Origin of the sequence: Sphingomonas sp. S1-29 (genome assembly GCF_026167545.1) — a bacterium.
In the GTDB taxonomy this organism is placed as follows: Bacteria; Pseudomonadota; Alphaproteobacteria; order Sphingomonadales; family Sphingomonadaceae; genus Sphingomonas.
In genome coordinates this window covers 80,847-104,831 of sequence record NZ_CP110678.1, presented here as the reverse complement: position 1 = coordinate 104,831, position 23,985 = coordinate 80,847, and the positions used below count along the sequence as shown (strand labels likewise).

Annotated in this window: 23 protein-coding genes; 5 read left to right on the top strand and 18 right to left on the bottom strand. The window is 59.9% G+C overall.

Features of this window, described 5'->3' with window-relative positions; genetic code table 11:
• Nucleotides 1-234: 234 nt before the first annotated feature.
• Nucleotides 235-1,254, top strand: coding sequence for a YihY/virulence factor BrkB family protein (locus tag OKW76_RS00540; RefSeq protein ID WP_265550201.1), 1,020 nt, complete (start codon nt 235-237; stop codon nt 1,252-1,254).
• Here OKW76_RS00540 and OKW76_RS00535 read toward each other — a convergent pair whose 3' ends face one another.
• Nucleotides 1,255-3,351, bottom strand: a complete 2,097-nt coding sequence (locus OKW76_RS00535) for a malate synthase G (RefSeq protein WP_265550200.1) — start codon at nt 3,349-3,351, stop codon at nt 1,255-1,257.
• 77 nt (nt 3,352-3,428) lie between these two features.
• On the bottom strand, nt 3,429-3,881 hold the full coding sequence (locus tag OKW76_RS00530; RefSeq protein WP_265550199.1) for a MarR family winged helix-turn-helix transcriptional regulator: 453 nt from the start codon (nt 3,879-3,881) through the stop codon (nt 3,429-3,431).
• 137 nt (nt 3,882-4,018) lie between these two features.
• On the opposite strand from OKW76_RS00530, the gene gntA reads away from it, so the two are divergent.
• Together gntA and OKW76_RS00520 are read left to right on the top strand one after the other, a co-directional pair.
• A complete protein-coding gene (gene gntA, locus OKW76_RS00525) occupies nt 4,019-4,708 on the top strand; it encodes a guanitoxin biosynthesis heme-dependent pre-guanitoxin N-hydroxylase GntA (RefSeq protein ID WP_265550197.1) in 690 nt (229 codons plus the stop codon).
• Complete coding sequence (locus OKW76_RS00520) at nt 4,705-5,298, top strand: urea carboxylase-associated family protein (protein WP_265550196.1); 594 nt, start codon at nt 4,705-4,707, stop codon at nt 5,296-5,298. The genes gntA and OKW76_RS00520 overlap by 4 nt, the downstream gene beginning before the upstream one ends.
• Here the strand turns inward: OKW76_RS00520 and OKW76_RS00515 are convergent.
• Together OKW76_RS00515 and OKW76_RS00510 are read right to left on the bottom strand one after the other, a co-directional pair.
• Entirely contained in the window at nt 5,277-6,212 is a 936-nt protein-coding gene (locus OKW76_RS00515; protein ID WP_265550194.1) for a GGDEF domain-containing protein, read from the bottom strand. The two genes, OKW76_RS00520 and OKW76_RS00515, sit on opposite strands and share 22 nt — an antisense overlap.
• A gap of 278 nt (nt 6,213-6,490) precedes the next feature.
• On the bottom strand, nt 6,491-6,661 hold the full coding sequence (locus tag OKW76_RS00510; RefSeq protein ID WP_265550193.1) for a hypothetical protein: 171 nt from the start codon (nt 6,659-6,661) through the stop codon (nt 6,491-6,493).
• A gap of 15 nt (nt 6,662-6,676) precedes the next feature.
• On the opposite strand from OKW76_RS00510, the gene OKW76_RS00505 reads away from it, so the two are divergent.
• Nucleotides 6,677-6,886, top strand: a complete 210-nt coding sequence (locus tag OKW76_RS00505) for a hypothetical protein (RefSeq protein ID WP_265550190.1) — start codon at nt 6,677-6,679, stop codon at nt 6,884-6,886.
• Between the two features lie 38 nt (nt 6,887-6,924).
• The gene (locus OKW76_RS00500; RefSeq protein ID WP_265550188.1) at nt 6,925-7,278 is read left to right on the top strand and encodes a hypothetical protein; all 354 of its coding nucleotides are present in this window, start codon (nt 6,925-6,927) and stop codon (nt 7,276-7,278) included.
• Nucleotides 7,279-7,715: 437 nt separating this feature from the next.
• On the opposite strand, the gene OKW76_RS16155 is transcribed toward OKW76_RS00500, so the two are convergent.
• The 14 genes from OKW76_RS16155 to OKW76_RS00435 form a co-directional block, all read right to left on the bottom strand.
• Nucleotides 7,716-7,925, bottom strand: coding sequence for a DUF6771 family protein (locus OKW76_RS16155; RefSeq protein ID WP_322740129.1), 210 nt, complete (start codon nt 7,923-7,925; stop codon nt 7,716-7,718).
• Between the two features lie 30 nt (nt 7,926-7,955).
• Nucleotides 7,956-10,670 (bottom strand): hypothetical protein, encoded by a 2,715-nt coding sequence (locus OKW76_RS00495; RefSeq protein ID WP_265550186.1) that lies wholly within the window; start codon nt 10,668-10,670, stop codon nt 7,956-7,958.
• Between the two features lies 1 nt (nt 10,671).
• A complete protein-coding gene (locus tag OKW76_RS00490; protein WP_265550184.1) occupies nt 10,672-12,351 on the bottom strand; it encodes a transglycosylase SLT domain-containing protein in 1,680 nt (559 codons plus the stop codon).
• A complete protein-coding gene (locus OKW76_RS00485; RefSeq protein WP_265550182.1) occupies nt 12,351-12,974 on the bottom strand; it encodes a hypothetical protein in 624 nt (207 codons plus the stop codon). Before OKW76_RS00485 ends, OKW76_RS00490 begins: the two co-directional genes overlap by 1 nt.
• Nucleotides 12,975-12,996: 22 nt before the next feature.
• Nucleotides 12,997-13,449: a hypothetical protein gene (locus OKW76_RS00480; RefSeq protein WP_265550180.1), complete on the bottom strand. Its 453-nt coding sequence runs from the start codon at nt 13,447-13,449 to the stop codon at nt 12,997-12,999.
• A complete protein-coding gene (locus OKW76_RS00475; protein WP_265550179.1) occupies nt 13,446-14,057 on the bottom strand; it encodes a hypothetical protein in 612 nt (203 codons plus the stop codon). Before OKW76_RS00475 ends, OKW76_RS00480 begins: the two co-directional genes overlap by 4 nt.
• Nucleotides 14,054-15,400 carry a hypothetical protein gene (locus OKW76_RS00470; RefSeq protein WP_265550177.1) on the bottom strand — a complete coding sequence of 449 codons (1,347 nt, stop codon included), beginning with the start codon at nt 15,398-15,400 and terminating at the stop codon, nt 14,054-14,056. Before OKW76_RS00470 ends, OKW76_RS00475 begins: the two co-directional genes overlap by 4 nt.
• The gene (locus OKW76_RS00465) at nt 15,400-15,969 is read right to left on the bottom strand and encodes a hypothetical protein (protein ID WP_265550176.1); all 570 of its coding nucleotides are present in this window, start codon (nt 15,967-15,969) and stop codon (nt 15,400-15,402) included. The genes OKW76_RS00470 and OKW76_RS00465 overlap by 1 nt, the downstream gene beginning before the upstream one ends.
• Nucleotides 15,970-16,158: 189 nt before the next feature.
• Nucleotides 16,159-17,244, bottom strand: a complete 1,086-nt coding sequence (locus tag OKW76_RS00460) for a DUF4043 family protein (protein WP_265550174.1) — start codon at nt 17,242-17,244, stop codon at nt 16,159-16,161.
• Between the two features lie 15 nt (nt 17,245-17,259).
• On the bottom strand, nt 17,260-18,066 hold the full coding sequence (locus OKW76_RS00455) for a hypothetical protein (protein WP_265550172.1): 807 nt from the start codon (nt 18,064-18,066) through the stop codon (nt 17,260-17,262).
• A gap of 156 nt (nt 18,067-18,222) precedes the next feature.
• Nucleotides 18,223-19,998 (bottom strand): hypothetical protein, encoded by a 1,776-nt coding sequence (locus tag OKW76_RS00450; protein ID WP_265550170.1) that lies wholly within the window; start codon nt 19,996-19,998, stop codon nt 18,223-18,225.
• A gap of 123 nt (nt 19,999-20,121) precedes the next feature.
• The gene (locus tag OKW76_RS00445; protein WP_265550168.1) at nt 20,122-21,663 is read right to left on the bottom strand and encodes a hypothetical protein; all 1,542 of its coding nucleotides are present in this window, start codon (nt 21,661-21,663) and stop codon (nt 20,122-20,124) included.
• Nucleotides 21,660-22,016, bottom strand: a complete 357-nt coding sequence (locus OKW76_RS00440; RefSeq protein ID WP_265550166.1) for a hypothetical protein — start codon at nt 22,014-22,016, stop codon at nt 21,660-21,662. The genes OKW76_RS00445 and OKW76_RS00440 overlap by 4 nt, the downstream gene beginning before the upstream one ends.
• A gap of 7 nt (nt 22,017-22,023) precedes the next feature.
• Nucleotides 22,024-23,955, bottom strand: coding sequence for a glycosyl hydrolase family 28-related protein (locus OKW76_RS00435; RefSeq protein ID WP_265550165.1), 1,932 nt, complete (start codon nt 23,953-23,955; stop codon nt 22,024-22,026).
• Between the last annotated feature and the right edge of the window lie 30 nt (nt 23,956-23,985).

Here is a 23,985-nt window from a genome sequence, read left to right as displayed (position 1 = left end):
AGATTGCTCAGAACTCTACCCGTTCCCACTGATGGCCCCGCTGTGCGTGCGGGGTGCTGGCGAACGCGGCGCGTTCTTCCCCTCAAACCCCGCAAACGACCGGCGAGGCTTTATGCTCCCCGCCCCCATGCAGTTTTTTGGCTGCAATGTCAGGTGCAAAGCGTGTCCGCTGCCGGGCGCCATGCATCCTCACGGCGTTGTCGGCGTTAGGGAGGCAGTCAGATGGGGGAATAGATGACCGACGCGGCGACCAGTACCGACCAGCCCGACGCCGCGAATGCCAGCATTCCGGGGTTCGATTCGCGGCGCCCCTGGCACCATCCCTGGCCCGCGTGGCGATCGATCCTGTTCCGCGTCTACACGATGATGGGGTATCACAACCTGTCGCTGATGGCGGCGGGGGTCGCCTTCTACGCGTTCCTGTCGTTCGTCCCGCTGCTCGGCGCGGTGGTGATGACCTATGGCCTCGTCGCCGATCCGGTGACGGTGACCGGGCATATGCAGACCTTGTTCGAACTGATGCCCGCCGAGGCCGCCAAGCTTATCTCGGACCAGCTGATCTCGGTCGTCACTACCGCCGCCGACACCGCGGGGCTCGCGCTGGCGGTGGCGCTGACGCTGTCGATCTATGGCGCGATGCGCGCGTCGAGCGCGATCATCCAAGCGCTCAACGTGGTGTATGAAGAGGAAGAGGGGCGCAATTTCTTCAAGACGACCTTGCTGTCGGCGTTGCTGACGATCGGGGCGGTCATCGCCGCGATCGTCGGGCTGCTGTCGGCGGGCGCGCTCGGCTATCTGCGCGTCTTCACCGACCTGCTCGGCCCCGCCGGCGTCGTCCTCATCCAGGCGCTGACCTGGCTGGTCGCGACGCTGATCGCCACCACCGCCTTTGCCTGCGTCTATCGCTACGGCCCCGATCGCGCGCGCGCGCGCTGGCAGTGGCTGTCGGTCGGGTCGCTCGCCGCCACCGTGCTGTGGCTGGCGGCGACCTTCGGCTTCGGGATCTATGCCGCCAATTTCGCCAACTACAACGCCACCTATGGCGCGCTCGGTGCGGTGGTGGTGCTGCTCATGTGGCTGTTCGTGTCGAGCTATGCGGTGCTGATCGGTGCCGAGATCAATGCCGAGGCCGAGCGCCAGACCGGGGTCGATTCGACCACCGGCCATGCGCGGCCGCAGGGCGAGCGCGGTGCGCGGATGGCCGACACGCTGCCTAGCAAGCGCCAGGTAAAGCCGCGCCGCGACAAATATTGATCAGCGCGCCTTCGCCTGCTGGCGGAAGCGATGGAGCAGCGGCTCGGTATAGCCATTGGGCTGCGCCGCGCCCTCGAACACCAGCGCGCATGCCGCCCGATAGGCGAGCGACTCGTCCTCGCGTCCGGCCATCGGCTGGTAGTGCGGATCATCGGCGTTCTGCGCATCGACTTTCGCCGCCATCCGCTTCAGCGCGGCATCGACCTCGGTCTCAGACGCGATGCCGTGCGCCAGCCAGTTGGCGAGCAATTGCGAACTGATCCGCAGCGTCGCGCGGTCCTCCATCAGCCCGACATCGTCGATATCGGGCACCTTCGAACACCCGACCCCCTGGTCGACCCAGCGCACGACATAGCCAAGGATGCCCTGCGCATTGTTGTCGAGCTCGCGCGCGACTTCCTGCGGCGTCCAGTTGCGGCCCAGCGCCAGCGGGATCGTCAACAAATCGGCAAGCGCCGGGATCGGCTCGGCGGCGCGCGCGGCGCGCCGAGCCGCCACGTCGACCTGGTGGTAATGCAGCGCGTGGAGCGTCGCGGCGGTGGGCGACGGCACCCAGGCGGTGTTCGCGCCGGTCATCGGGTGCGCGATCTTCTGTTCGAGCATGTCGGCCATCCGATCGGGCGCCGCCCACATCCCCTTGCCGATCTGCGCGCGCCCCGCGAACCCGGCCGCCAACCCGATCAGCACGTTGCGATCCTCATACGCCTTGATCCAGCCGCTGCCCTTCATCTCGCCCTTGGGCACCATCGGCCCGGCGCGCATCGCGGTGTGGATCTCGTCGCCGGTGCGATCGAGAAAGCCGGTGTTGATGAACACGATCCGGTCGCGCACCGCTTCGATGCAGGCGGCGAGATTGGCCGAGGTGCGGCGCTCCTCGTCCATCACCCCCACCTTGATCGTGTGGCGATTGAGCTCGAGCAAATCCTCGACCGCGTCGAACAGATCGTTGGTGAAGGCGCATTCGGCGGGGCCATGCATCTTGGGTTTGACGATATAGACCGATCCGGTGCGGCTGTTGCGATAGCGGCCGAGCCCGCGCAGGTCGTACAGCGCGATCGTAGCGGTCAGGATCGCGTCGAGAATCCCCTCAGGCGCTTCGTCGCCGCCGGGTAGCAGCACCGCGGGCGTCGTCATCAGGTGACCGACATTGCGCACGAACAGCACCGCCCTGCCCGGCAGCACCAGCTCGCGGCCATCGGCGATCGCGTAGCTGCGGTCGGGGTTAAGCGTCCGTGTCAGCGTCTCGCCCTGCTTGGCGAAGGTCTCGGCCAGGTCGCCGCGCATCAGCCCCAGCCAATTGGCATAGGCCGCAACCTTGTCGTCGGCATCGACCGCGGCGATCGAATCCTCCAGATCGACGATCGTCGTCAGCGCAGACTCCATCAGGACATCGGCGATCCCCGCCGGGTCGGTAGCGCCGATCGGGTGATCGCGGTCGAACACGACTTCGATATGCAGGCCGTGATGCACGAACAGCAGGTTCGCACCGTTGTGCCCGACGAACTGGCTCGGGTCGGCAAGATCGAGCAATCCGGTGGTGAAATCAGCCCAGCTACCGCTGGCGAGCCGCACCGCCTGATCGAGGAACGCGCGCGCGCGGGCGATCACCTGCGCGCCGCGCTCGGCGTCATAGCCTGCCGCACTCGGGCTGCCCGGCAGCGCATCGGTGCCGTAGAGCGCATCGTACAGGCTGCCCCAGCGTGCATTGGCGGCGTTGAGGACGAAGCGGGCATTGAGCACCGGCACCACCAATTGCGGCCCGGCGAGCAAAGCGATCTCGGGATCGACCTTGGTCGTGCCGATCGTGAAGGGCGCAGGCTCGTCGACCAGATAGCCGATCTCGCGCAGGAACGCCTGATAGGCGGCAGGGTCGATCGGGCCGCCGCGATTCGCGTCGTGCCAGGCGTCGATCTTCGCCTGCAATGCGTCGCGCACCGCCAGCAGCGCGTGGTTGCGCGGGGCGAAGCGCGCGAAGATCGCCGCGACGCCCTGCCAATAGCCCTGCGCATCGATGCCGAGCCCGGGCAACACCGATTGCTCGACGAACGCCGCAAGCTGGGGGGCGACGGTCAATCCGGCGCGATCGGTGGGGAACATGGCAGACTCCTCGTTGTGGCAATGCTCGGCAAATACCCGGGGAGGTGCACCCCGTTCAGCACGCCCCGCGCCCACGATCAACCCCGTTCGGTCTCCAGTGCCGCCGCCGCCGCTTCGAGCCGTTCGAGCATCGCGCGCAGCTGCCGGCGCTCGGCGGCGTCGAAGCCCTCGAACAACCGCGCTTCCATCTCGATCGCCTTGGGCGCCACCTGTTCGTACAGCGCGCGCCCCGCCGCCGACAGCGACAGGATATGCGATCGCTGGTCGCCCGGATTGGGCAGCCGATCGACCAGCCCCCGTTCGGCCAAAGCGATTGCCGCGCGGCTGACGGTGACCTTGTCCATCCGCGTCGCCACCCCCAGCGCCTGTTGCGTCGCGCCTTCGCCCTCGGCGAGCACCGCGACCAGCCGCCATTCGGGGATGCGGAGCCCGAACATCGCCTGGTAGGTGATCGCGACCACGCCCGACACGCGGTTCGACGCGATCGAAAGGCGATAGGGAAGGAAACTGTCGAGGTGGAGGCTGCTCATACCGGCACGCTAGCGCGGGCTTGCGGCGACGTCACGCCGCGCTGCGAAACGCCCTGCCCTCGGCCAATCGGGAACAGCGGGCCGCGTCATTCGTACTGTTGGTCCCATTCGTTACAGGCGCGGCGCGAAGCTAATTTATGTTCTATTGGAAGCACGAAGCGCAGGACGCGCTAGAGAAAATGCTCTTCGCGCATGTCGAGGATCGTGCCTTCCCGTGCGTCGGCGCCAAGGCGGCGATGGCGAAGGGAACGCTCGAGGTGCTCGCCTGCAACACGATCGACAGCGCCTGGGACGATGTCCGCATCCATGACGGGCTGCTACGCTTCGCCGCTGCCTATCGCGGCAATCCGGGGCTGTATCGCAGCTTCGCGGTGGTCTTCGACGGCCCCGGCGACCTCGACGAACCTGCGTTCGAGGCTGCCCTGTGGCGCCGGGTCCAGTCGCTGTCGGACAAGGACGTCTGGCGCGGGCAGGAATATGATCAGCGCGTCAGCCACGACCCCTCGAACCCGCATTTCTCGCTGAGCTTCGGCGGCGAGGCGTTCTTCATCGTCGGGCTCCACCCGCAGGCCAGTCGCCCGGCGCGGCGCTTCGGGCGGCCGACGATGGTGTTCAACCTGCACGACCAGTTCGAGAAGCTGCGCGCCGACGGGCAATATGAGAATATGCGCGAAAAGATCATGGTGCGCGATGAGGCGTTGGCGGGCAGCCGCAACCCGATGCTGTCGCGCCATGGCGAGGTGAGCGAGGCGCGGCAATATTCGGGCCGGATCGTCGATGACGAATGGGCACCGCCATTCGAATATCGCGGGGATGCCGCCAAGTGAGCGACACGATCGAAATCCCCGAACGCAGCGGCACCGCGTTCAAACTCGCCAAGGGCGATGTGCTGGTGGTAATCGACCCAAAAGGGCAGCAAGTGTCCGACCTGCTGGCGTTCAACGCCCACGATCTGGGCGAAGTCATCTCGTCGGGGCGCACCTTCGACTATGCCGAGCGCATCTATCTGACCACCGGCGATCGGCTGTTTTCAAATCGATCGAACGTGATGCTGACGATCGTCGACGACAGCGTCGGGCGGCACGATTTCCTGCTGACCCCGTGCTCCTTCGATACCTTCCGGCTATGCTATGAGAACGAGCCGCCGCACCGCGGCTGCTTCGGCAACCTGGCCGCCGCGCTCGAACCTTACGGCATCGAACCCGACCAGATTCCCAGCGCGTTCAACTGCTTCATGAACGTTCCCGTCGATGGCGAAACGGGCAAGCTGCAGGTGCTCCCGCCGCTCAGCAAGGCAGGCGACCGCATCGCGTTTCGCGCCGAGATCGACCTCATCGTCGGACTGACGGCCTGCTCGGCCAAGGATTCGAACGGCGGCAGCTTCAAGCCGATCCATTATCGGATCGATCGTCCGTAACGCAGGTCGTCGCGGTTGCCGCGCGGCGCGATCACCAGGCGATTGCGACCTGCCCGCTTGCCGGCATAGAGCGCGGCGTCGGCAGCCACGAACAGCGCTTCGCCGCTTTGCGGCGCGTCGATCGTCGGCGACGCCAACCCGGCCGATCCGGTCAGCGACAATATTTCGCCGCCGCAAAGGATCGGCAAAGCCAGCTCGCCCAGCGCTTGTCTGGCGCGAAGCGCTACGGCTTCGGGGGTACCGCGGGCGACCACCGCGAACTCGTCGCCGCCGATCCGCGCCACCATCGCGGCACCCGCGAATACCGCACGCAGCCGCTGCGCGACCGCGATCAGGCAGGCATCGCCCGCGGCATGCCCGAAGCGGTCGTTGATCGGCTTGAAGCCATCGATGTCGAACAACACCAGCGTACCGGGGACCGCCGAGACATCGAGAAAGTCGCGCTGGAAAGTCCCGCGGCTGGCAAGGCCGGTGAGCGAATCATAATCGGCGCGCTGCCGCAAGGCTTCCCAGCGCGCACGATCTGCAGTGATATCCTGCTTCAAGCCATAAAGTTCGCCGGCCTTGCCGGCGATAGCCCCATATTTCGCGCTGATCCGGATCCAGCGGATCTCGGCATCGGGGCGCACGATCTTCGCTTCAATCGTGAAACCGTCACGGCGGGCAATTGCGTCGGTGCGGACGCGCTCCAATTGGTCGCGCGACGCCTCTTCATACAGCGTGATGATGTCGCGCCGGTCGATCGGTGCATCGCGATCGACGCCGAACAGGCCATAGACGCCCTCGGTCCACGCGATCCGGTCCTCGTCCAGGTCGCAGCGCCATGCACCGATGCCCGCCATACGCGTCGCACGCGCCAGCAGCTCCGTTTCGTCGGGGGCCAGGTCGACGGTCATCCCCGGTTCGATCAGCATCGCGCTAATTGCCTGTTTGCCTTCGATGCGCGGCTGGTTTCATATTGCATACGGCGTCCTTAAGATCGCAAACGTTACGACTGCGTTGCGATTTTGCAAAGACTGCGGCGGTATTAAAGACCGTATTGCGCCTTATCTCTGCAACTTAAGCGAACCAAGAACCCGCAGAAACCCTACGATTCTGTCCCCCCTCCGTCAATCGGGGAAACCGGGGGTTCCCTATTCGGGGGTTGGGTCGGGGGTTAGAAGGCTTCCCAAGGTTGGCCACGGGGTTAAGCTCAAAAATCGACATTTCGCCGCTCAAGCTCCCGAGCGAGCGCTTCCACCCACTGAAGCGCGTCCGAGTCTTGATCCTCGATCGGGTCGCCGCCGATGCCATCGGTCTTCAGATATTCCTCGACCAACTGCTTGTCGGTCATGGCCGCGATGCGGTCTTGGACATCGGTCATCTTGCTAAATACCACATGAAAAATATCCTTCGCCTGCTGACTAACACAGCCACACGCCGCGTCGTATCGTTCGCGATTACCGGCCTACTCGCCGCCACGATCGGCATTACGCTCGATGCCGAATCCGTTGCAGCCGGACTCCTAATCATATCATCCTTGGGCTTAATCGCTGCGGGCGATAACGCCGGGGCGACGGACGCGCTGGATCAGTTCGAGGGCAAGTAATGCCCGCCTCAACCACCTCCATGCATCTGCCACAAGATATGCGCGATTTGCTCGTTCGCCTTGATACCAAAGTGGACAATATCACGACGCAACTTGAGCGGCTCAACCAGCGCGCCGATGGCCATGAGGCACGGATCGCAACGCTGGAAATTACAAGCGCCGCCCGCGAAACGCTTGTGCAGGCGCATCATGATACCATCAAGCGGGTAGTCGATCTGGAGCGATGGAAGACCGAAACGGTCTCCGAACTCAGAGGCGCGAAGACCGTGGGAAGCATGGTCAAAGGTATCGCCTTCGCAATCGTGGCGTTTTTGACCTATGTTGGGTATGAGATCGCGGTCGCTCCGGCTGAAGTCCGAGCCCCCGCCGTGACCGTGCACCAGACACGCTAAGTGGTTCTTTGGACCGTCTTTATCCTTACTTTGATATCAATGATTGATACCCGCGTAATTCTTGGACGATGACGAATGTCGGTTCCACACGCCGCACAAGCCGCGCTAAAACCAGTTTGACGATCCGCGCCGGGATGATAGCCTAAAAATCAGCGATCGGGTCGGTAGCTTGGCGAGCGACAACTCCTTGTGAAAGGGAGCGTCGATGGACCTAGCAAAAGCTACCAACCCGATCGTGCATCGCCTCTTTTGGTGAGAGGGCAATGGTAGCAACATCAATCGCCCATCGGTTGGGCCGTATCCCCGTTGCTACCACTATAGATTGTGCCCAAAATTCCGGAGCCACAAGCCGGTAAATCGGCAGACAAGGCAGAATCGCGCCTCTTAGTCCCCCATCGATGCAATGAGTTGTGGCGCAAAGCGAGGACCAAGCTGGGTCACGGCGAAGTCAATAGGGCGGCGTGCGCGGGGCATTTTATTTCACGGATTTGCAGGTCCACTTGGGCGCACCCCTGTATCGCATCCGCGATTCGCAAAGCTAGCTCATGCGCGGCACTGGCCCGCACCCGCTCATGATCCATGGTAATGCCGATCTGCGCCCATGCTGGCGCATCCAATATGGCGGCTTCGATTCGCTGAGTGTCCATGCCGTCATAGTAGGACAAAACGAGAACAGATCAATAGAGGGGTTGTTCGCCCAAACCCTCATCGACCATCTGCTGTGCGGTAGCTCCGGCATAATCCGGCCCCATCGGGGCCACCTCTTCAACGGGATCGGGAGCGACTCCACCGAACGGGTTTGGAGCCGCTGGATCGACCGTCAGATCATCGTCATCAAAGATGCTGCCACCCTGCGGAACGGCTTCCCCATCGGTAGCCGGAGCGTTCGATTGCGGGGGTTGGACGATGACCCTTGGGTCACCGTTATGCCCAACGATCGCATCGCGAACCGTCGTTAGCTCTTGCTGCCATGCCGGGTTATCGCGGGTCCGCTGCAAAAGCGTATTGATGGTGCGCTCAAGCGGGGCGGTTTTGCCCGTGCGACCCCAATTGACCAAGCCGCGAACGATGCCGCGATTGCCCAACAGTAGGCCGGTGCCGAACACGCCTAGCGCCCCGGCGACCCCGTAGCCGTTGAGGCCACCATCGCCGGTTGCCAACTGATATCCCGCATACCCTGCCCCCAACGCCTGCGCGGACCAAGCCGCACCCGCCGCACCGGTAAAGCTATTGGAGCTATTGCCGGGGATCGATTTAGAGGCGGTCGCGAGGGTGGCGAGATCGTCGAGATCGCGCACCGTCTGCTGATCGAACAAGGCCGATTTCGCGCGGGGCGTCATTTTTGCCCAGCTAGTGCCGAACGACTGGATCGAGAAGGTCGGAACATCGCCTTGCTTCGATGGGTTGGCCATCCCAAGCTGACGAATCAGATTGCCGCGAACATCTTCCGCTTCCTGTCGCGGCAACTGGCGCAACACCTTTTGCAGATCGTCCGACCCGATGCGCCCCATCTGCTCAAGATTGCGGGCAACGACTTCAGCCGAGTTGAATGGTGCGCCGCGCGACCCGCCGATGATGCGATCGACGATGCGGTTGGTTTCCGTGCGACGGGCATAATAGCGATCGGCCTGACGGTAGGCGCGAGCGGCATCGGCCTTCCCCGCCTGCTGGAGACCGTCCGTGATATCGCGCGAAAGCTGCGACCACATTGCGGACGAATCCAAGCGGGTTACGCCATCGGTCGAGTTCAGGCGGCGACCGTATGCAGTGCGAAGATCGCGAAGACCCTGCACCGTCCACTGCTGCGACGCCAGTTCATCACGAAGCGCCTGAAGGGTGGTGCGAGATTCTTGCGTGCCCGCCGTGCGCGATAGTCGCGTGATTGTGTCATCCAATGCCGCAACGGTTCGTGTCGGTGCGACCATCGTCCCGCCGCCAAGCGAATCGGCCTGCGCATACATCCCGTTGGAGATTTTGCGGCTAACATCGCGATAGCCCGCGATCGTCCCCGGACGCGCCTCAAGCTGGCGTGCGCCGGTGTATGCCATGTCTTCAGATAGAGCGCCGGTGCGCTGTGCAAGCCGCTCAACGCCGGTTTCAATATCATCGCCGAACTTCGTTAGCGTGCGATCGAGCGGCAAGCCCAAAGGCGTCGCGCGAACACCTAGCGCCAAACGCCCCCGAAGCGATTCGCCCGCACCGTTTCCAGCGCGTCCTAGATGCGCCAACGAAGGGGCGATCTGAGTCTGAAGGCTCTCATTGACCCGTCGTGCAGCATCGACAACGCGGCCTGCACGGTCTGATCTGAACGATCGCTCGATACCCGCGCCAACTCCACCAACCAATCCGCCAGTCAGAGCGCCGAAGGTGCCGCCAATGAGCGCGCCTTCGCCATGGTCGCGGAGATCGCCTTCAGCGGTGCCAACACCGTAAAGGCCACCCGAAACGGCACCGCCACGCAACCCGGCGGCGATGCGCGAGCCGCGAAGGCCAGCACCAGCAAGGCCGGTTACCGGTGCGGTAATGAGACCGCCACCTAGCTGGCCAGCGAGGAAGGCTCCCGGCTGGTGGTATTGAGCGGAACGGATTTCTGCGCGGCGAGCTTCGCGCGATTGCGTATAGGCATCGCTGAAGCTGTTGGCGGGTCCGCCCATTTCGGGACCGACGCCAACCGCATATTTGATGGCATCGCCAGCCGCACCCATCTCATCGCTGAAACCAAAGCTGAAGCCATCCTTGGCCCCAACTGCACCAGCATCCCATGCGCCAATCTCGGGCGGGGGTGCGGCTTCTGGAATCTTCTCGCCTGTCAGTTCGGCATAGACCGGAATCTGCGCATTCGGATTGGATCGACGATACGCGAGCGCCTCATCCAAGCCGGTTAGCCCGATACCGTTCTGTTCGATGTAGGCGCGGATTTCTGCATCCGGAACGCCATCGCGGATCATACGGCCAAGCGCATCCTGAACTTCGGAAGCACGGCGCACCTGATCCGATGAGAGCGCCTTCATCGTGCCGTCGCCACTTCCGCGAACACCACCGATGGGAGGCATATCGCCAGCAACTATCCCCTGCTGCTGCGGAGCGTCCTGCATCGGCATTTCAGCGGCAAAGTTCTGCGCCGGAGCCTGCATCGGAGCCTCCATCGGAGCCTGCATTGGAGCGGCCTGAAACGCTGGATCGTTGTCGATCTGCGCGACTTCCTCCGGCGATAGACCGAAAGGGTTGGGCTCCGCTTCGGGTTGCGTAGCGGGACGGCCAAGCTGCTCGGGCTGCGCCAATCCGCCCAGCGTTTCCCGACCGTAGGCATAAGGCTCTACGGGGGCGTTGGCATATGGAGTCGTGTTAAAGTTGAAGCCGCGATTAGCCCCCATTCGGTCGAAGAAGTTCATATTATAGACCCTCCGACAATGCGGCGATGGCGGCGGGCGAATAGCCTTGAGCGAGTAGGAAGTTGCGCTGACGCTTCAATACAGCCTGCACAACCGAACGGCGGCGGCGAAGGTTAGTCAAAATCTGCTGATCATCCATCGCAGGACTAATGGTCGTATTTGTCCAAGCCTGCTTTTCGGTCGAGGTTAGTGCCGCACCGAAGATCGCATGACGCTCGACATTATCGTTAGCGTAATGCGCCGCCCACCAGTCGCGCTGGCCTTGAGTTCCTACCCGATCGCCGAGAATGCCCTGTGCGGTGTTTTCGAGACCGCCCACAAGATTGCCGCCATAACCCGGCTTGAAGCTGTTGATCGAAGCATCGAACCCGCGATAAGTGCCCGCCGCTTGGGAGAACATATCTGCATAGTTCTTCGGCAACGGCTTCCCGCCGTCCTGCGCAACTCCACCGCGAGTAGGTCGAGCAACCCCCTGTTGGATCATGCGCGGATTGCGGGTCGTTTGCTGCTGTCCCTGCACCTGAGATTGGCGGGTCGTGCGCGTGACCTTCTGCACATAATCACGGGTCTCCGCCGGGAGATACTGCCCCCAAGCATCTGGATTGCCCGCACGGGTCGCCCGCGCCATCGCGCGGTTAACCCCGCCGGGGCCTGCATTATAGGCCGCTACAGCCTTGGTTCGATCGCCGCCGAACTGCTGGAGCATCTTGGTGTAATAGCGGTAGCCAAGCGCCGAGTTGTATTTGGGATCAGTCCGATAACGCTGTTCGTCGAACTGGATGCCCATCTCTTGCGCCATCTCTCTGGCGGTTCCCGGCATAACCTGCGCAATCCCCATCGCACCGGCGCTTGAGGTTAGCGGGCGACCCTGACGATCGGTCTGGCGATAGTTTGATTCCGCCCCAACCATGGCGCTGAAAGTCGGATCGTTTGAACCAGCGAGACCGGACATTTGACCCGTGCCACCAGTCGATGAGGTGGTCGTGGTCGTATATCCGTCCGAGGTCGTGCCGGGGATTTCGTAGACATTTTGATCCATCCCGAACCCCTTCATATCGGGCGAACGGAACAGTTCCTTGCCATCGCGAGTCACGAGACTCTGGCCGACAACCTGCGGATTCTCCGCGACCATGCGGTTCGTGTCTGCGGTCTGGCGTCCGGTATTGGCTTCGAACACCGAGACATCGTTAGCATCGCGATCCTTCAGCGTGTAATCGACGCCAGCAACCGCCGCGAGATTCTCATCGGTTGGATCGAATGCCGAGATTTCTTCAGCGCTACGGCCCATGCTGGTAAGCATCGGGGCTGCGCTCATAATGGCGGCACGGCGCTGCTCATATGGCAGGCGAGCGACGCCCGCGACGATGTTCGCCATCGTGGTATTAGTCCCCTGCGCGCGGGTAAACTGTTCCTGTCGAACCTTACCGATGCCGGTTCCGGTTTTCTCGTCGCCATACTGATATGCAAGCATCGCCGCGCGATCCGGATCATTGGCCGTCATCGCTTCGGCTAGCTTGGTATGATAGGTGCGCTGGCGATCCATTTCATAAGCGACCTGCTCACGCTTAAGCTGATCGGCTTGATCGACCCGTCGCTGCTGAACACCTTCGCGGAAAGGGTCGGAGTTGATGCCAGCCAAAAGGGTATTCCCGCCATCGCGGAATATGTTGAAATCACTCATTACTTGCCCCCAAAGCTGGAGCCAAAGGCTTTGGTTACGCCATCCAAAGTGTTGTTGAAGTTGTTTGCTTTGAACATTGCGAAGTTTCTGTTGCTGTCGGCTGCTCCCTGCGCGATCTTATTATCGGTGTTCGCCCAATTCGTAGACACCCCAGCGAGCGAGGACTTAGCAGCAACACCACGGTTCGCGATCTGGCCTGTCTGATCGAAATAGGTGTTAAAAGTTTGATCAGCGAGACCCATCGAGCGGTCTTGAAGCTGCTTCATCGCAGCCCCGCTGGTTCCCATCCCGTTGGCATAAGCCCCCGCTTGCTGCCCTCGCAACATCTCACCAAATCGGAACTCATATCCGGGAGTAGCGCGAAGGACTTCGGTAGGGTTCGACCCGTCGCCACCAGCCAATCCAAGCAGCGCGGCTTGGCGCGCGGAAGCGGCATCCCCTAGCTGGATATCTCCGCGAAAGTTATTCGCGTTCTGATTATATACTCTCTCTTGGAGAGCGCGCTGTTGTGCGGCAGATTGCGCTTGAATCTGTGCTGCTTTCTTCGCGCCTTTACCGGATGAGACTCCTTTGGCGACACTTGTTGCTGCGCCGATACCGGCGGCGATGATTGGAACTGGCATACTGTATTTAGTCAGACTGACACTATGGATGCCGCTCCAACCATTCGTCCTTCAAGCCCATGAAGACTTCGCTCAACCCGAACAAAGGTTGCTCGCGAAAACCGACCGACTTTGCGCCACACCATCGGTTGAATATCCGTGCCGCGCGAAGATTGACCGGTGTTTGTCCCCAGATCAGACACGCGCCATGCTCCACGAACATTTCGCGGATCATCGCCTTACCATCCTTGAGGGCTCGCTTGCCCCTACAGCTAGGAAGCGCGAGTGTGTGCATCTGCCAAGTAAATGGCGCACTCCATTCGAACGCCATCGCCATATCGCATTCTTCGTTGTGCAAGAGCGCGAAGTCGTCCGGATACTTGGCCATCTCGGCAAACGAGATTTGCATCTCCCCCACCTCGCACCCGAACGCGCTGGCGATCTCGGGATGATGCACAATCGCGTCATGCACCGTCGAATCAAAGGTGCGCATCATGGTTCGTTCCCTTCGGGAACGACTTTCGGCCCCCAGAGACCGGTGCCCGGTGGGCGAATGCCATCACCATCCGTGGGCGGCGCATTTGCATCGGCGGGGGTTATGATCTCCCCGATGACATGCCGGTCGCCCGATTGCGCTGCCTCCAGATAGTTCGAAGTCGCGACATAGGAGACCGTGCCGCCCGCGCGTGTTGGGTCGAGATAATACACCCAATATCGGGTCGCATATTGGGTCACGGTGAGGGTGGCTCCCCCAACCGCTACCCGCGTGCCGTCCCCGTAAACGCGCTCGTGCGGCGAGACCGTTAGCGTTAGGTCCGAGCATTGCAGGACGGTGCCGGGATCGACATAGCTATTGGTGAGGTTCTGATCGCGGACACCGGCCTGCGCTGCATCCCGAGCCTCTTCCGCCGTCAAAATAGCGATCCCGGCTTTCTCCAGCGCCAGTTCGATCATGGCGAGCAATTCGGTATTCGCGTTGGTTTGCTTCCCGATCTCTTGGATGATCGAGTTTAGCTGTCGAAGATATTCGATCGTGGGGTGGCCATTCTCCGGATTGACGATCGCGCGACCGGCCAAAAAGGTGCCGATATGGAGCTTGCTCATATCGTCCACCCCTCATTGGCGAACGCGCCGCTGACGCGCATCAGAACCGGATCGAGGCAAGACAACTCGTAATGGCGATAAGCCCCGCGAGAGACGCCAAGGCGATAGAAATCGACGATCTCGCTACCTTCGCGGACGGTCTGAGATCGCGGCTTCGACCAATCCGATCGAGCGTCGATCCATCGCAAGCGGATCGTCGCGGGTCCGCTCAAGCCTATGTGCGTGCTGAACGATTGGTTGGCGATCGGGCGCGCGCCTGTGGCGATTGTCCCGCTGACTAGCTTGAGGATGGGTGCGCCATCGTCGGTGGTGGCGTTGCGATCGAACCGGTAGACATTGCCCGCGAGATCGCCGCAAACCGACCCAAGCGCGGAATCGAAACCATGGCGACCGATGAACACGACGCTATCGTGGCTGGCGAACTCGCTCCAGATTTCGGTCGAGGCGTCATAGGCGTAGGTGCCCACGCCGGGGATCGTCAGAACATAGAAAAGATGGCCCTCGCTGGTGAAGCTGAAGGCCGAGCATAGGTCGCTACGCTCTGCGATCCGTTCTTCAATACCGTTGTTGCTGATCCGCTTGGGCACATCGGAAAGCCGATAAACCAGCCCATCGTCGCCGACGAACACCACGCTATTATCGAACGCGACAACGGTCTCACGGGCTTGAACTCCGCGATCGATCAGGCGACCGGGGGCGCGCTGATAAAGGCTGTTGGCGTCGCCGGTAGATTGCCAAACTTCGATCGATTGCGATCCGAAAAGGAAGACATCATCGCGAATGCGGCGAGCGGCGCGAAGCCCATCGGGGAGCGCTTCAGCGGTCGCAAAATCGAGCGCGTCGAAGGTCGAAGCTCCGGGGGCAAGCCAATAGAACTGGCCCGGAGCGGTAATGCAGACAAAGTATGAGTTGATGACATCGACGTCGATTACCGCCCGATTATCAGGGAGTTCGATCCGGGCGAGCGTTGTCCCGTCATAGAGCCAAAACTGGCCAGCGGTGCAGATACCGATCCGCTCGAAAGTGGCTGCGATCCGGACGGTATCGAGATCGTCGGGGAGCGTCCCCTTGTCCTCTAGGTTGGCCCCATCGGAGAGATAGAGCGTCCCGCCCGCAACGATCACCAACCGGTTAGAAAGCACCCCATCACTTTGATAGAGGCCGCGAATGGGTTTGCCCTCAATGGCGTGCAGCTTGACCAAGCCGGGACGCTGAAGACGCATCGCTTGATCCGGCGACGCGCCGCTTTTGTCTTCTTCGATGTAGAGATTTACCAGTCTGGTTTCGGGCTGGGTCGAGCGCTTACGCTCGTATGACTGTATGCCCAGCGGCACCGCAGGCATTAGAAGTATGGCACCGGGCTAGCGTCGCCACGGCTGAAGTTGTGGGTAATGCCAGTGCGAAACGCCATCGCGTTGCGGAGGATCGTCTCGGTGACCTCTTGTGCGTATTCGTCCGCTAGCTCAATCGCGAGATAGCAAGCCAAGCCGATGGGATCGCGGTAGGCGAGCGGTGCGAAATCGGTCGCCTGAAGGTGGTCGATCTGCCGCCAGTCGTGCGAGCTACTGTCATAGATATAGGTTGCGGTCTGGCGGGTCGTCCGATGGACAACCACGATCACCGAACCGTCATAGGGGACCGTCTCGCGACCGCAGTCGCGGATCGTTTCGGGCAAAATAACGGTGGCGGGATCGAGCGCGACGATGCGCGTCATCGGGCGCGCTACATGCTCGACATTCTCAAAAGTGAGAACATCCGACAGTCGCCCGAAAGTGCCGTCATTGATCCACCGAAGATATAGATGCTTCAGGGTTTCGAGATGGTCTTCGATCTGTTGCGGATCGGGTAGTTCACCAGCGGCCAAAATGCCAAGTCGGCGAAGCGCATTCGTGATGATTTGAGAGCAGTTCATCCAGTATTTAGCTGGATGACAAAGAACGGGAGTCGCCCCAGATCGGGGCGACTCCCTAGTTTCGGTTAACGGCTGGGTCGTGCGCCGCTCCGGTAATCCCTCAACTAAACAATTGCTTATATCGTTCAAGCCAACAAAAAGGGGACAGAGCCTAAGCTCCGTCCCCCATTTGAGCACTCCCTTGGGAGATTATGCAGCGTAGTAGATCGACACCATACCGGTCTGCGTTCCCGCAGCCGACATCTTGGACGATCCGCGAACTTCCGTGATTCCGACGCCGATCTTGTGATCGTAGTCCTTCTTCTCGGTGCGGAAAGTTGGCTTGCGAGCGAAGGCGATACCCAAGGTGTTCGCACCGCAAAGAGCGGCGAAACCGATAGGTGCCCCGGCTGCGCCCAGATCGCCTACCTGCTTGATCTCAGGGATTTTCTTGACGATCACGCCATCCCAAACCAGATCACCACCGTTGAACAGCGGGTTGGTTTCCACCTCGCGCGGACGCGCGTCGCGGTTGGCCGCTTCGATGCGCGGGTCTTTGCGAAGCTGGCGGAAGCCCTCAACTCCGACGAACATCACATACCACTTCTGACCATCCTTGGTCATGTAAGGGGTAATGCGGAAGTTGGTCGTGGTTTCGGCCATTTCCTTCGCGAGCGAGACGGTATCAGCCGTAAGGATCGCGCCTGCCGCAACAGCAGCGAGCGAAGTGGAGAAGACCGCCGTGGTTGGCTTCGCGGTGCCCATGATGATGCGATCCGCGTTGGCAAGCATGTAGTTGGTCCGCTCCGTAGCCGTCGAAGCCGCGAAGGTCTTGTAGGTGTCTTCAACCGGGGTGCCGTCGCTATCGACGCCGCCTGCGATCACAACATTCTGCATCTTTTCGATGAGTTCGTTGCGAAGGTCTTCAGCGGACCAATCCTTGAGACCGCCCTTTGCGATGTTTGCGACATCGAGTTCGGTGCGGAAGCTTTCGTGTTCTGCCAGCATAACGGCATTACGACGATGACGGACCTTAATCCCGGTCGAGTAGTTGAGAAGAGCTTCCTCATTACCCTCTAGGGTTGCACCACCAGAAACGCCAGCGCCCTTAAGCGAAGCGAAGTAAGGGATGTGCACGAGATCGCCATTGTTGGCGAGATCGGTGTTAACGCGGAAGATTGCGTTGCTGGCGCTCGACATGAACGGCAGGAGGCCACTTAGAGCCACATATTCGGTGGCATACTTAGTGGACCAAACTTCCTTGGCATTTGCATTTGCTAGCTTAAAATCAGCCATGTTCGACTTTCCTTTTTATTTGTCGAACAAAGACTGGAACTCGTCCTTTCCTGACTTGCTTGCCGTGGGTTGACGCGAACTTGCGTGAACTAATGACTTAGGTCCGGGGGACGCTTTCCGCGCCTCTGTTATCATCGTTGTATTATTGTGTGCCGCTACCTGTGGGGTCGCGGTTAGCCCCAACTCTATCGCCCGCTGACGCACAAAGGCATCGGGATCGGTCTCAAATAGTTGACGCTGCTCGGAGCGTTTGCGTTCTGCGAGAGTCCATTCAACCGGATCGGGAGCACTCATTGCGCGGAACTCAAATGTCGGGTCTTGTGCCGCCATTGATTCCGCCCATTCGGCAACTTCATCGAGCGTTTCTTGACCGTATTTTTCACGGCCACGAATGACGCTATCTTGAAGTTTCGTGATTCTAAGCTCTTCTTGAACTTGGAATCGCATTGCCTCTAACTGCTCTTGACGAAAGCGTTCTGGATCATCGTAGGGATCGGCAGGTTGAACTTGCTTGGCTGCGCTAGCGGCCATCTGCTGGCGGAGTGCGACTAGTTCCTGTTCCGCTGCCTTCGCGCGTGCGCGTTGGGCCAGCATTACAGATACCGGAACTGTCTCGGGAGCCTCTTTAGCAGGCTCTTCTACAGTTGAGGTCTCGCTCTCTATCTCGGCTTCGGCAGTCTCATCGACTGGTTCGGCTTCGTCTTCGGCGGTTTCCTCTACGGTCTCATCAACCGTCTCGGCAACTTCGTCTTCGGTATCCTCCACGATCTCGTTGATCTCTTCGGCTACCTCGTCTGAAAACAGATTTTCAAAATCGTCCATTCAATCCTTTTTCGACAACTGCGCGTGTCGTTTCGCGAAACGCCCGGTTAAATGGCGGCGACCCATCCAAAGTGTTGCGCACACTGGAAAGCGAAGCACCCGTTTATGGCCGGATGGTCCACCATCGAACCGTAGCTATCGGTTCAATAGAGTTATTTATTCAAAACCCTGAAAGTATTGTCCGCCAAAGCCGGGAGGCATTGGGGGAGTAATCACGGGGATTACCCCACGACTAATCTCTTGCTCGATCTTTTGGGCGTCCATTGCGGCCTTCCGCGCGAGTGCCTGATCCTTTTGCGCCTTTGCTTCCTTGCCGGAGATTTCAGCACCCTTTTCGGCCTGCGCCATCTGCATTGCGGCTTGCTCTGCCTCTGCACTCTGCTCGCTGGCTTTCTGCGCAAGGCGCTGGATACGCTCGATCGTGGCGCGCTTATCGCTGAGCGGAGCCATTTCGAGGTATGCGAGAAACTCCGGTGCGAACGGACTCACGCCCGTCGAACCAGCGAGATTCATTAGCTGCTCGAATACTTCGGCCTGCTGTGTCGTCTGGTCAGGGACCGTCGTAAGGATGATATCCATGTCAAGCTCGGCGAGACGGTTGCGCGTATCGACCTGCACCTGCTGGGGCTGCATGACGGGCTGGCCCGTATATGGATCAATCAATGGCTGGCCCGTCGCCGGGTCCATTACCGGAACCATCTGCTCCGCCATGACGGGCTCGTTGATCTGGAGGAACTCCGGAGCGCGGGGGTCATCAACGATCCGGATCAAGGTCGGAGCGTCAAGATACTGGCGTGCGGCCCACCACATGCGGCGATAAATCGCCATTTCGAAAGCTTCGAAGCGTCCGAATGCTCTCGCAAGCTCAGTATATCCGGCCTGTTGCAGCATCTGGCGCGCTCGCCCGCTTTCGCTGGACGATGCGACCCGTCCGAGAACGCTAGGGGTCGGCGCGAGACGGTCGAGATCGATCGACGACTGTTGCATGATCTGCATCTGGCCTTGAGCCAAATCCTGCGAATGGACGACCTCATAGCCCGCCGGGATCACGCCATCGGCTTTCGCGGCCTCTTTCGCGGCTTCCGACGCCTTGGTTACGGCAACGCGCGGATCAGAAACGCGGACCTGACGATGGTTGACCAAATGGAGCAAGCGCGACCGGCGCGCATTCACTTCGTCCTGAAGCGGGATCATGTTCCGGATCGCGCCGTAGCGCGAGTTATCCTGCTTGATCTCAAAGCTGGTTCCGGCGATCGGGCAGATCGAACCGCCCTCATCGTCTACATATTCACATGGTCCCGCCCATAGCTCTCCCGCTTCGCAGAAGATCATGCGGTGCCATTCGGTGCCGACTAGGTAATAGAGATCGACGACACGAAGCTGCTTTCGATCGCCTGATCTCCACCAGTTTGTCTGTGTCGATGTCTGCAAATAGTCAAACGCTTCGCCTTCAGGCTTACCAAGTGAATCGTATGTCTCGGGGAACATAGCCGCGACATCTTTTACATCCATCAGCTTCGCGATTCCTAGATACTTGGCATCGCTGAAATCGTGCTCGCGGCTGAGCGGGTCATAAACAAGGTCTTCCCACCGGATACGCGAGACGGTAATCTTTGAGCCGTCCCATTCGGTAATCGCGGCGCATGTTCCGTGAATGAAGTAGTTGTCAGAGGTTTGTTTGCGGACCGTCTTATATTGCGTTCGATCAGCGATGTAGCGCAGCGTCTTAGTCGCGGTATCAGCGGAATCCTGCGAACGGATCGTGCGTGCGTGGCATTCCGGGTCGCTCTCTCCGGCATCGATGATGCCAAGAATACCCGACATTGCAGGGCCAATCTTATTGGTGAAGATTTGGGGCTGTCCGCGCTTCTTCAATTCGGCTTTAACATGATCGGAGATTTGATCGCCATCATAGTAGTCGCGATCACGCATAACCCATTCGTTGTTTTCGTGCGTAGAGGTGCGAAAGTCTTCTACATATCGCTTAAGCTCTAGGTGGCCCATTGGGGCTTCGTAGGGCGCGTCTGATTCTTGCTGCATCCACTATTTAGACTGTTAACCCCAACAGTCGTCCGATGAGCTATAGTCTTGTTCGTCCTCCCACATGCTGCGCTTACGCACCGGCTCCACGGTTGGAATCCAAGCCGGGATCAACTCCGCTGAAGCTCGGGCGATGGCGGAATCAGCGTCCACCTGATCGTCTCGACGCCCCGCCGGGAACATCGCGTATTCCTCAAGCGCGATGTCTCCGATGGGTCCAACCGGAAGGTGGACTTGGCCCATCGCGGCCATCGCCTGATAGGCTACTGCTTTGCCGATTTTGTCGCCGGAGCCCTTTGTGGGTAGGGGCTGAATATTCACAAAGCTGCGCGTCTCCAGCATGGCAGATTCCACCATCCCTTTGATCGCCGCCCATGTGCCGTCGTTCTCCGGGAACCAGCCCGCCGGTTTGTATTTTTGGATCAATGCGAACGCGCCGGTGGGTGCGATTGCAATCTTGCCCGAACTGTCGCGGCTAAGGCCAAGGGCCTCATCCATCAAACATTGCCGCCTAAAGCTATCAACGAGCCAAAGAGCGCGGTTATGATCGATCGCCCAAATGCGGAACACATTGTAGTCGTTGTTGCCGCTCGGGGCATGATCGCTTGTCATGTAATAGCGGACATGCTGCGGTAGCTCTTCAGGCTTGTATCGTTTGAACCAGTCTCGGATGAAGAACCCGTCCGTGTCCGGAGCCGGTTGTTGCTGATACTGTCCCGCGAACTGAAGCGGCCCCATGCTCGCTTTGATCGCGTCGAGATGCTTCATCGGGAATTTGGTCGGGAACATCAGTTCCCCCGCCTTCCGATGATCAACCCAACCGATAGTCGTAGGGATACGATCAGCGGGATCGTCCGCGATCATGGGAATGCATAGATGGGTATAGCCGAGAGCGGGCCGCTGAAGGATCGCGCCGCTCACATCGTCCTCGTGGAGACGCTGCATCACGACGATGATGCATGATTTCTCCAGATCGTTGACGCGGTTGGGGATCGCCGAGAGGAAGGTCGAGACCGCCGAGTTCCGGCGTGCAGCCGACTTGGCGTCATCCACGCTATGCGGATCGTCGATGATCAGGCAATCGGCGCGACCGCCGGTCAATGACTCAAAGGGGCGAGCTTCCCGGCGACCCATATGCGAGTTTTCGAACTTCGATTTGGCATTTTGGTCGCCCATGATCTGGAGTGGCCAAAGCCGCTGAAACCATTGGGATTCGATCAGGCGCTTGGTGCGCAACGCATCGTGCAGCGCGTTCTTCTCCGAGTAGCTCGCGGAGAGGATCGAGAGCGACGGATTGCGCACCCATAGCCACGCGGAGAACAACACAAGGATTGTGGATTTCGCGGTGCCGGGAGAGATATTGATCAGGAGGCGGTTGATCCGGCCTTCGGCGCAAGCCTGAAGGTGGTCCGCGAGGGTCTCCACATGCCAGTTATGGACATACGGGGCCGGATCAATATGCTGCCAAGCAAGTCGAATAAAATCGACGAAGTTGCGCTCGCAAAGGTCTTTCTCATAACTGAGCCGCTGCGATATAAGCAGCTTCTTTTCGGTCACGAGTCCTTTTTGGTCGGCGCGTAAACAACCTTGCGGAGCGTCTCATCGTCCAACCCGGAGAGATCAACTTCGTCGAGTTCGTTATCAGATTTGCGGACGATCGTGGTTTGCGACGGTCGGCCAAGCCAACGATCGCCGAATTCCTTGATTGCGGCAACGCGCGGACCACCGGCGGTATCTGGATCGAGAATGATCTTGATCAGCATCTGCGCGACCTTGATCGCGTTGGAGTCGAGAATATCCTCGACGGTTGCTTTCTGTGAAGGCTTGCCAGCGAGCTTGCGCCCATTGACACCTTTTGCAAACTGGCCGTTTGGCTTGCGTAGTTCTGTGTTTGGAGTTTCGTCAGTCATCCCATATTTATTCAGGAAGCATTCCCGCCTGCACCAACGAGATACGGATTGCTTCGATAGCAGCACGAGCCTCTGTATCGATCGTTGTTCCACCCATTACTTCGGGAACGGAGTTGAAGCCGTATCTAAAGCCAACGCTGAGACCGGTATAATCAGAGGGTGCGACGATCACCCCGTAGGCTCTGTTGAACTTCTCTGACAGGCGGGTGACCGTCCCACTCATTCTCAGCCCCCAAAATGCAGTCGGCGGGCTCTGAGTATCAATCGTATGGTTGTTCTCAATCGTTAGGTCATGGAAGATAGCGGAGCCGCCACTTACCAAGATGCCCGAACCATTGCTCAATACTCCCGCACCGTTTGAATCGAATGCGGTATTATTGCGGATCATTACAGTTCCGATTTCGCCAGCGTCATAAGTGAATAGGGCAACGCAATAGCTGCACCCATAAGAGGTGTTGCCTTCGATCAATCCCTTGTCGTGCTTCTGCCCTTCGAGCCCGCCAATCACTAGAACGCCCGCGTTAGCCGTCGTCATACCCTCTGCGATGCGGAAGGTATTGTTGGTGACTTCCCACTCCTCTTGACCATAAGGCGAGGCAATCGTGACGCCGCCTTTAACATCGACGCCGGGGTAAGGGATGTTGCTGAACTCAAACTGGTTATTGCTGATCTTCGTCGAGCGGGCAGGCTTGAGGTAATCCTGTTCGCCTTGACCGAAGAAGCAGATACCGAATGCGAGAATATCCAGAAAGGTATTGCTATCAATGATGAGGTTGCGAGATTCCCGCGTGGTATTCTCGCTGACCCATACGGCTTGATATGCACCACCCCGGAAGGTGTTGTTGATCAATCGTTGGTTTGCGCCATGTAGCTCTACCGAACAGGCATTCCCATTACCGACTTCTGGAATGTATGGCGGAGAGTCGAATAGGCATTCGGAGATAACGACATCCTCAGCCCATGCGAAGATGGACGAATGATCGACCGTGTCGGTGCCGTTGTTGATGAACTTGCAGCGGGCGATATTCCAGCCGCTACCGAGCGGGATGTTGACGCCTTCGGGTGGGGGTCCACACTGCCCCATGACAATGCAGGATACCCCTGCGGTATTGATGAACTCGCAGTCATGGATATCGACATTATCGATATAGGCGGCATTGCCCGAGACATGCAGATGCGCATGGTTGCTTAGCGAATGCGCGTGCTTGTTGTTCGCGCCGTTCATGTCGAAACGGAGATTCCGGATCGAGATGTTTTCGAGCGCGGTGTTGGTGAACATCAGCGCCATGCCGATCGGTGCGGCATCGCTCGAAAGATCGGGGGCCATCATGATGGTGGTCCCGCGCTGGCCTACTAGCTCCAACCCGCTGCGCAGGAATAGAGCGACCTTCATATCGTTGCCGCCTGCCCATGGGTGCAGGCCGGTGGCGCTTACCTTGTAGGTGCCAGTTGGGAATAGGACGCTGGCAACACCGTCTTGGCTGGCGTCGATCGCTGCTTGGATCGCAGCGGTATCATCGGCGATGCCGTTGCCGACTGCCCCGAAATCCTTGACCGAGACCGTCTCCGCGAGCTTCCGAGCTACGGTGCGTCCCTGATACCCCACTAGCGTTGCGCCAGTAGGAGACATGACGCTGGAGAGCCCCTCCCCTTGGGTGCCCTGTGGCCCTTGAGGACCGGGCTCAGCTAGACCGATCTTGATCCACCGTCCCGCCGCCAGCGCCTTATCGGGCGTCAAGACGGTATCGGCATCGTCTTCAGCGGTGGAGATAGCGTCCCAATAGTAGAGACCCCCGAGACCGTCTCCACGAACCAAGCCGCCACTCACGATGGCGGAACACCCCGGTTGGATTTTGTTGGCCGGGATCGAACGAAGCTCAGCGAATGTATCGGCGTTAGCGTAGATGTTGCCGTAGCGCGGCGTATTGATGCTCTTCATCGTATATTTAGCTGAGGGGGCGAACCCTGC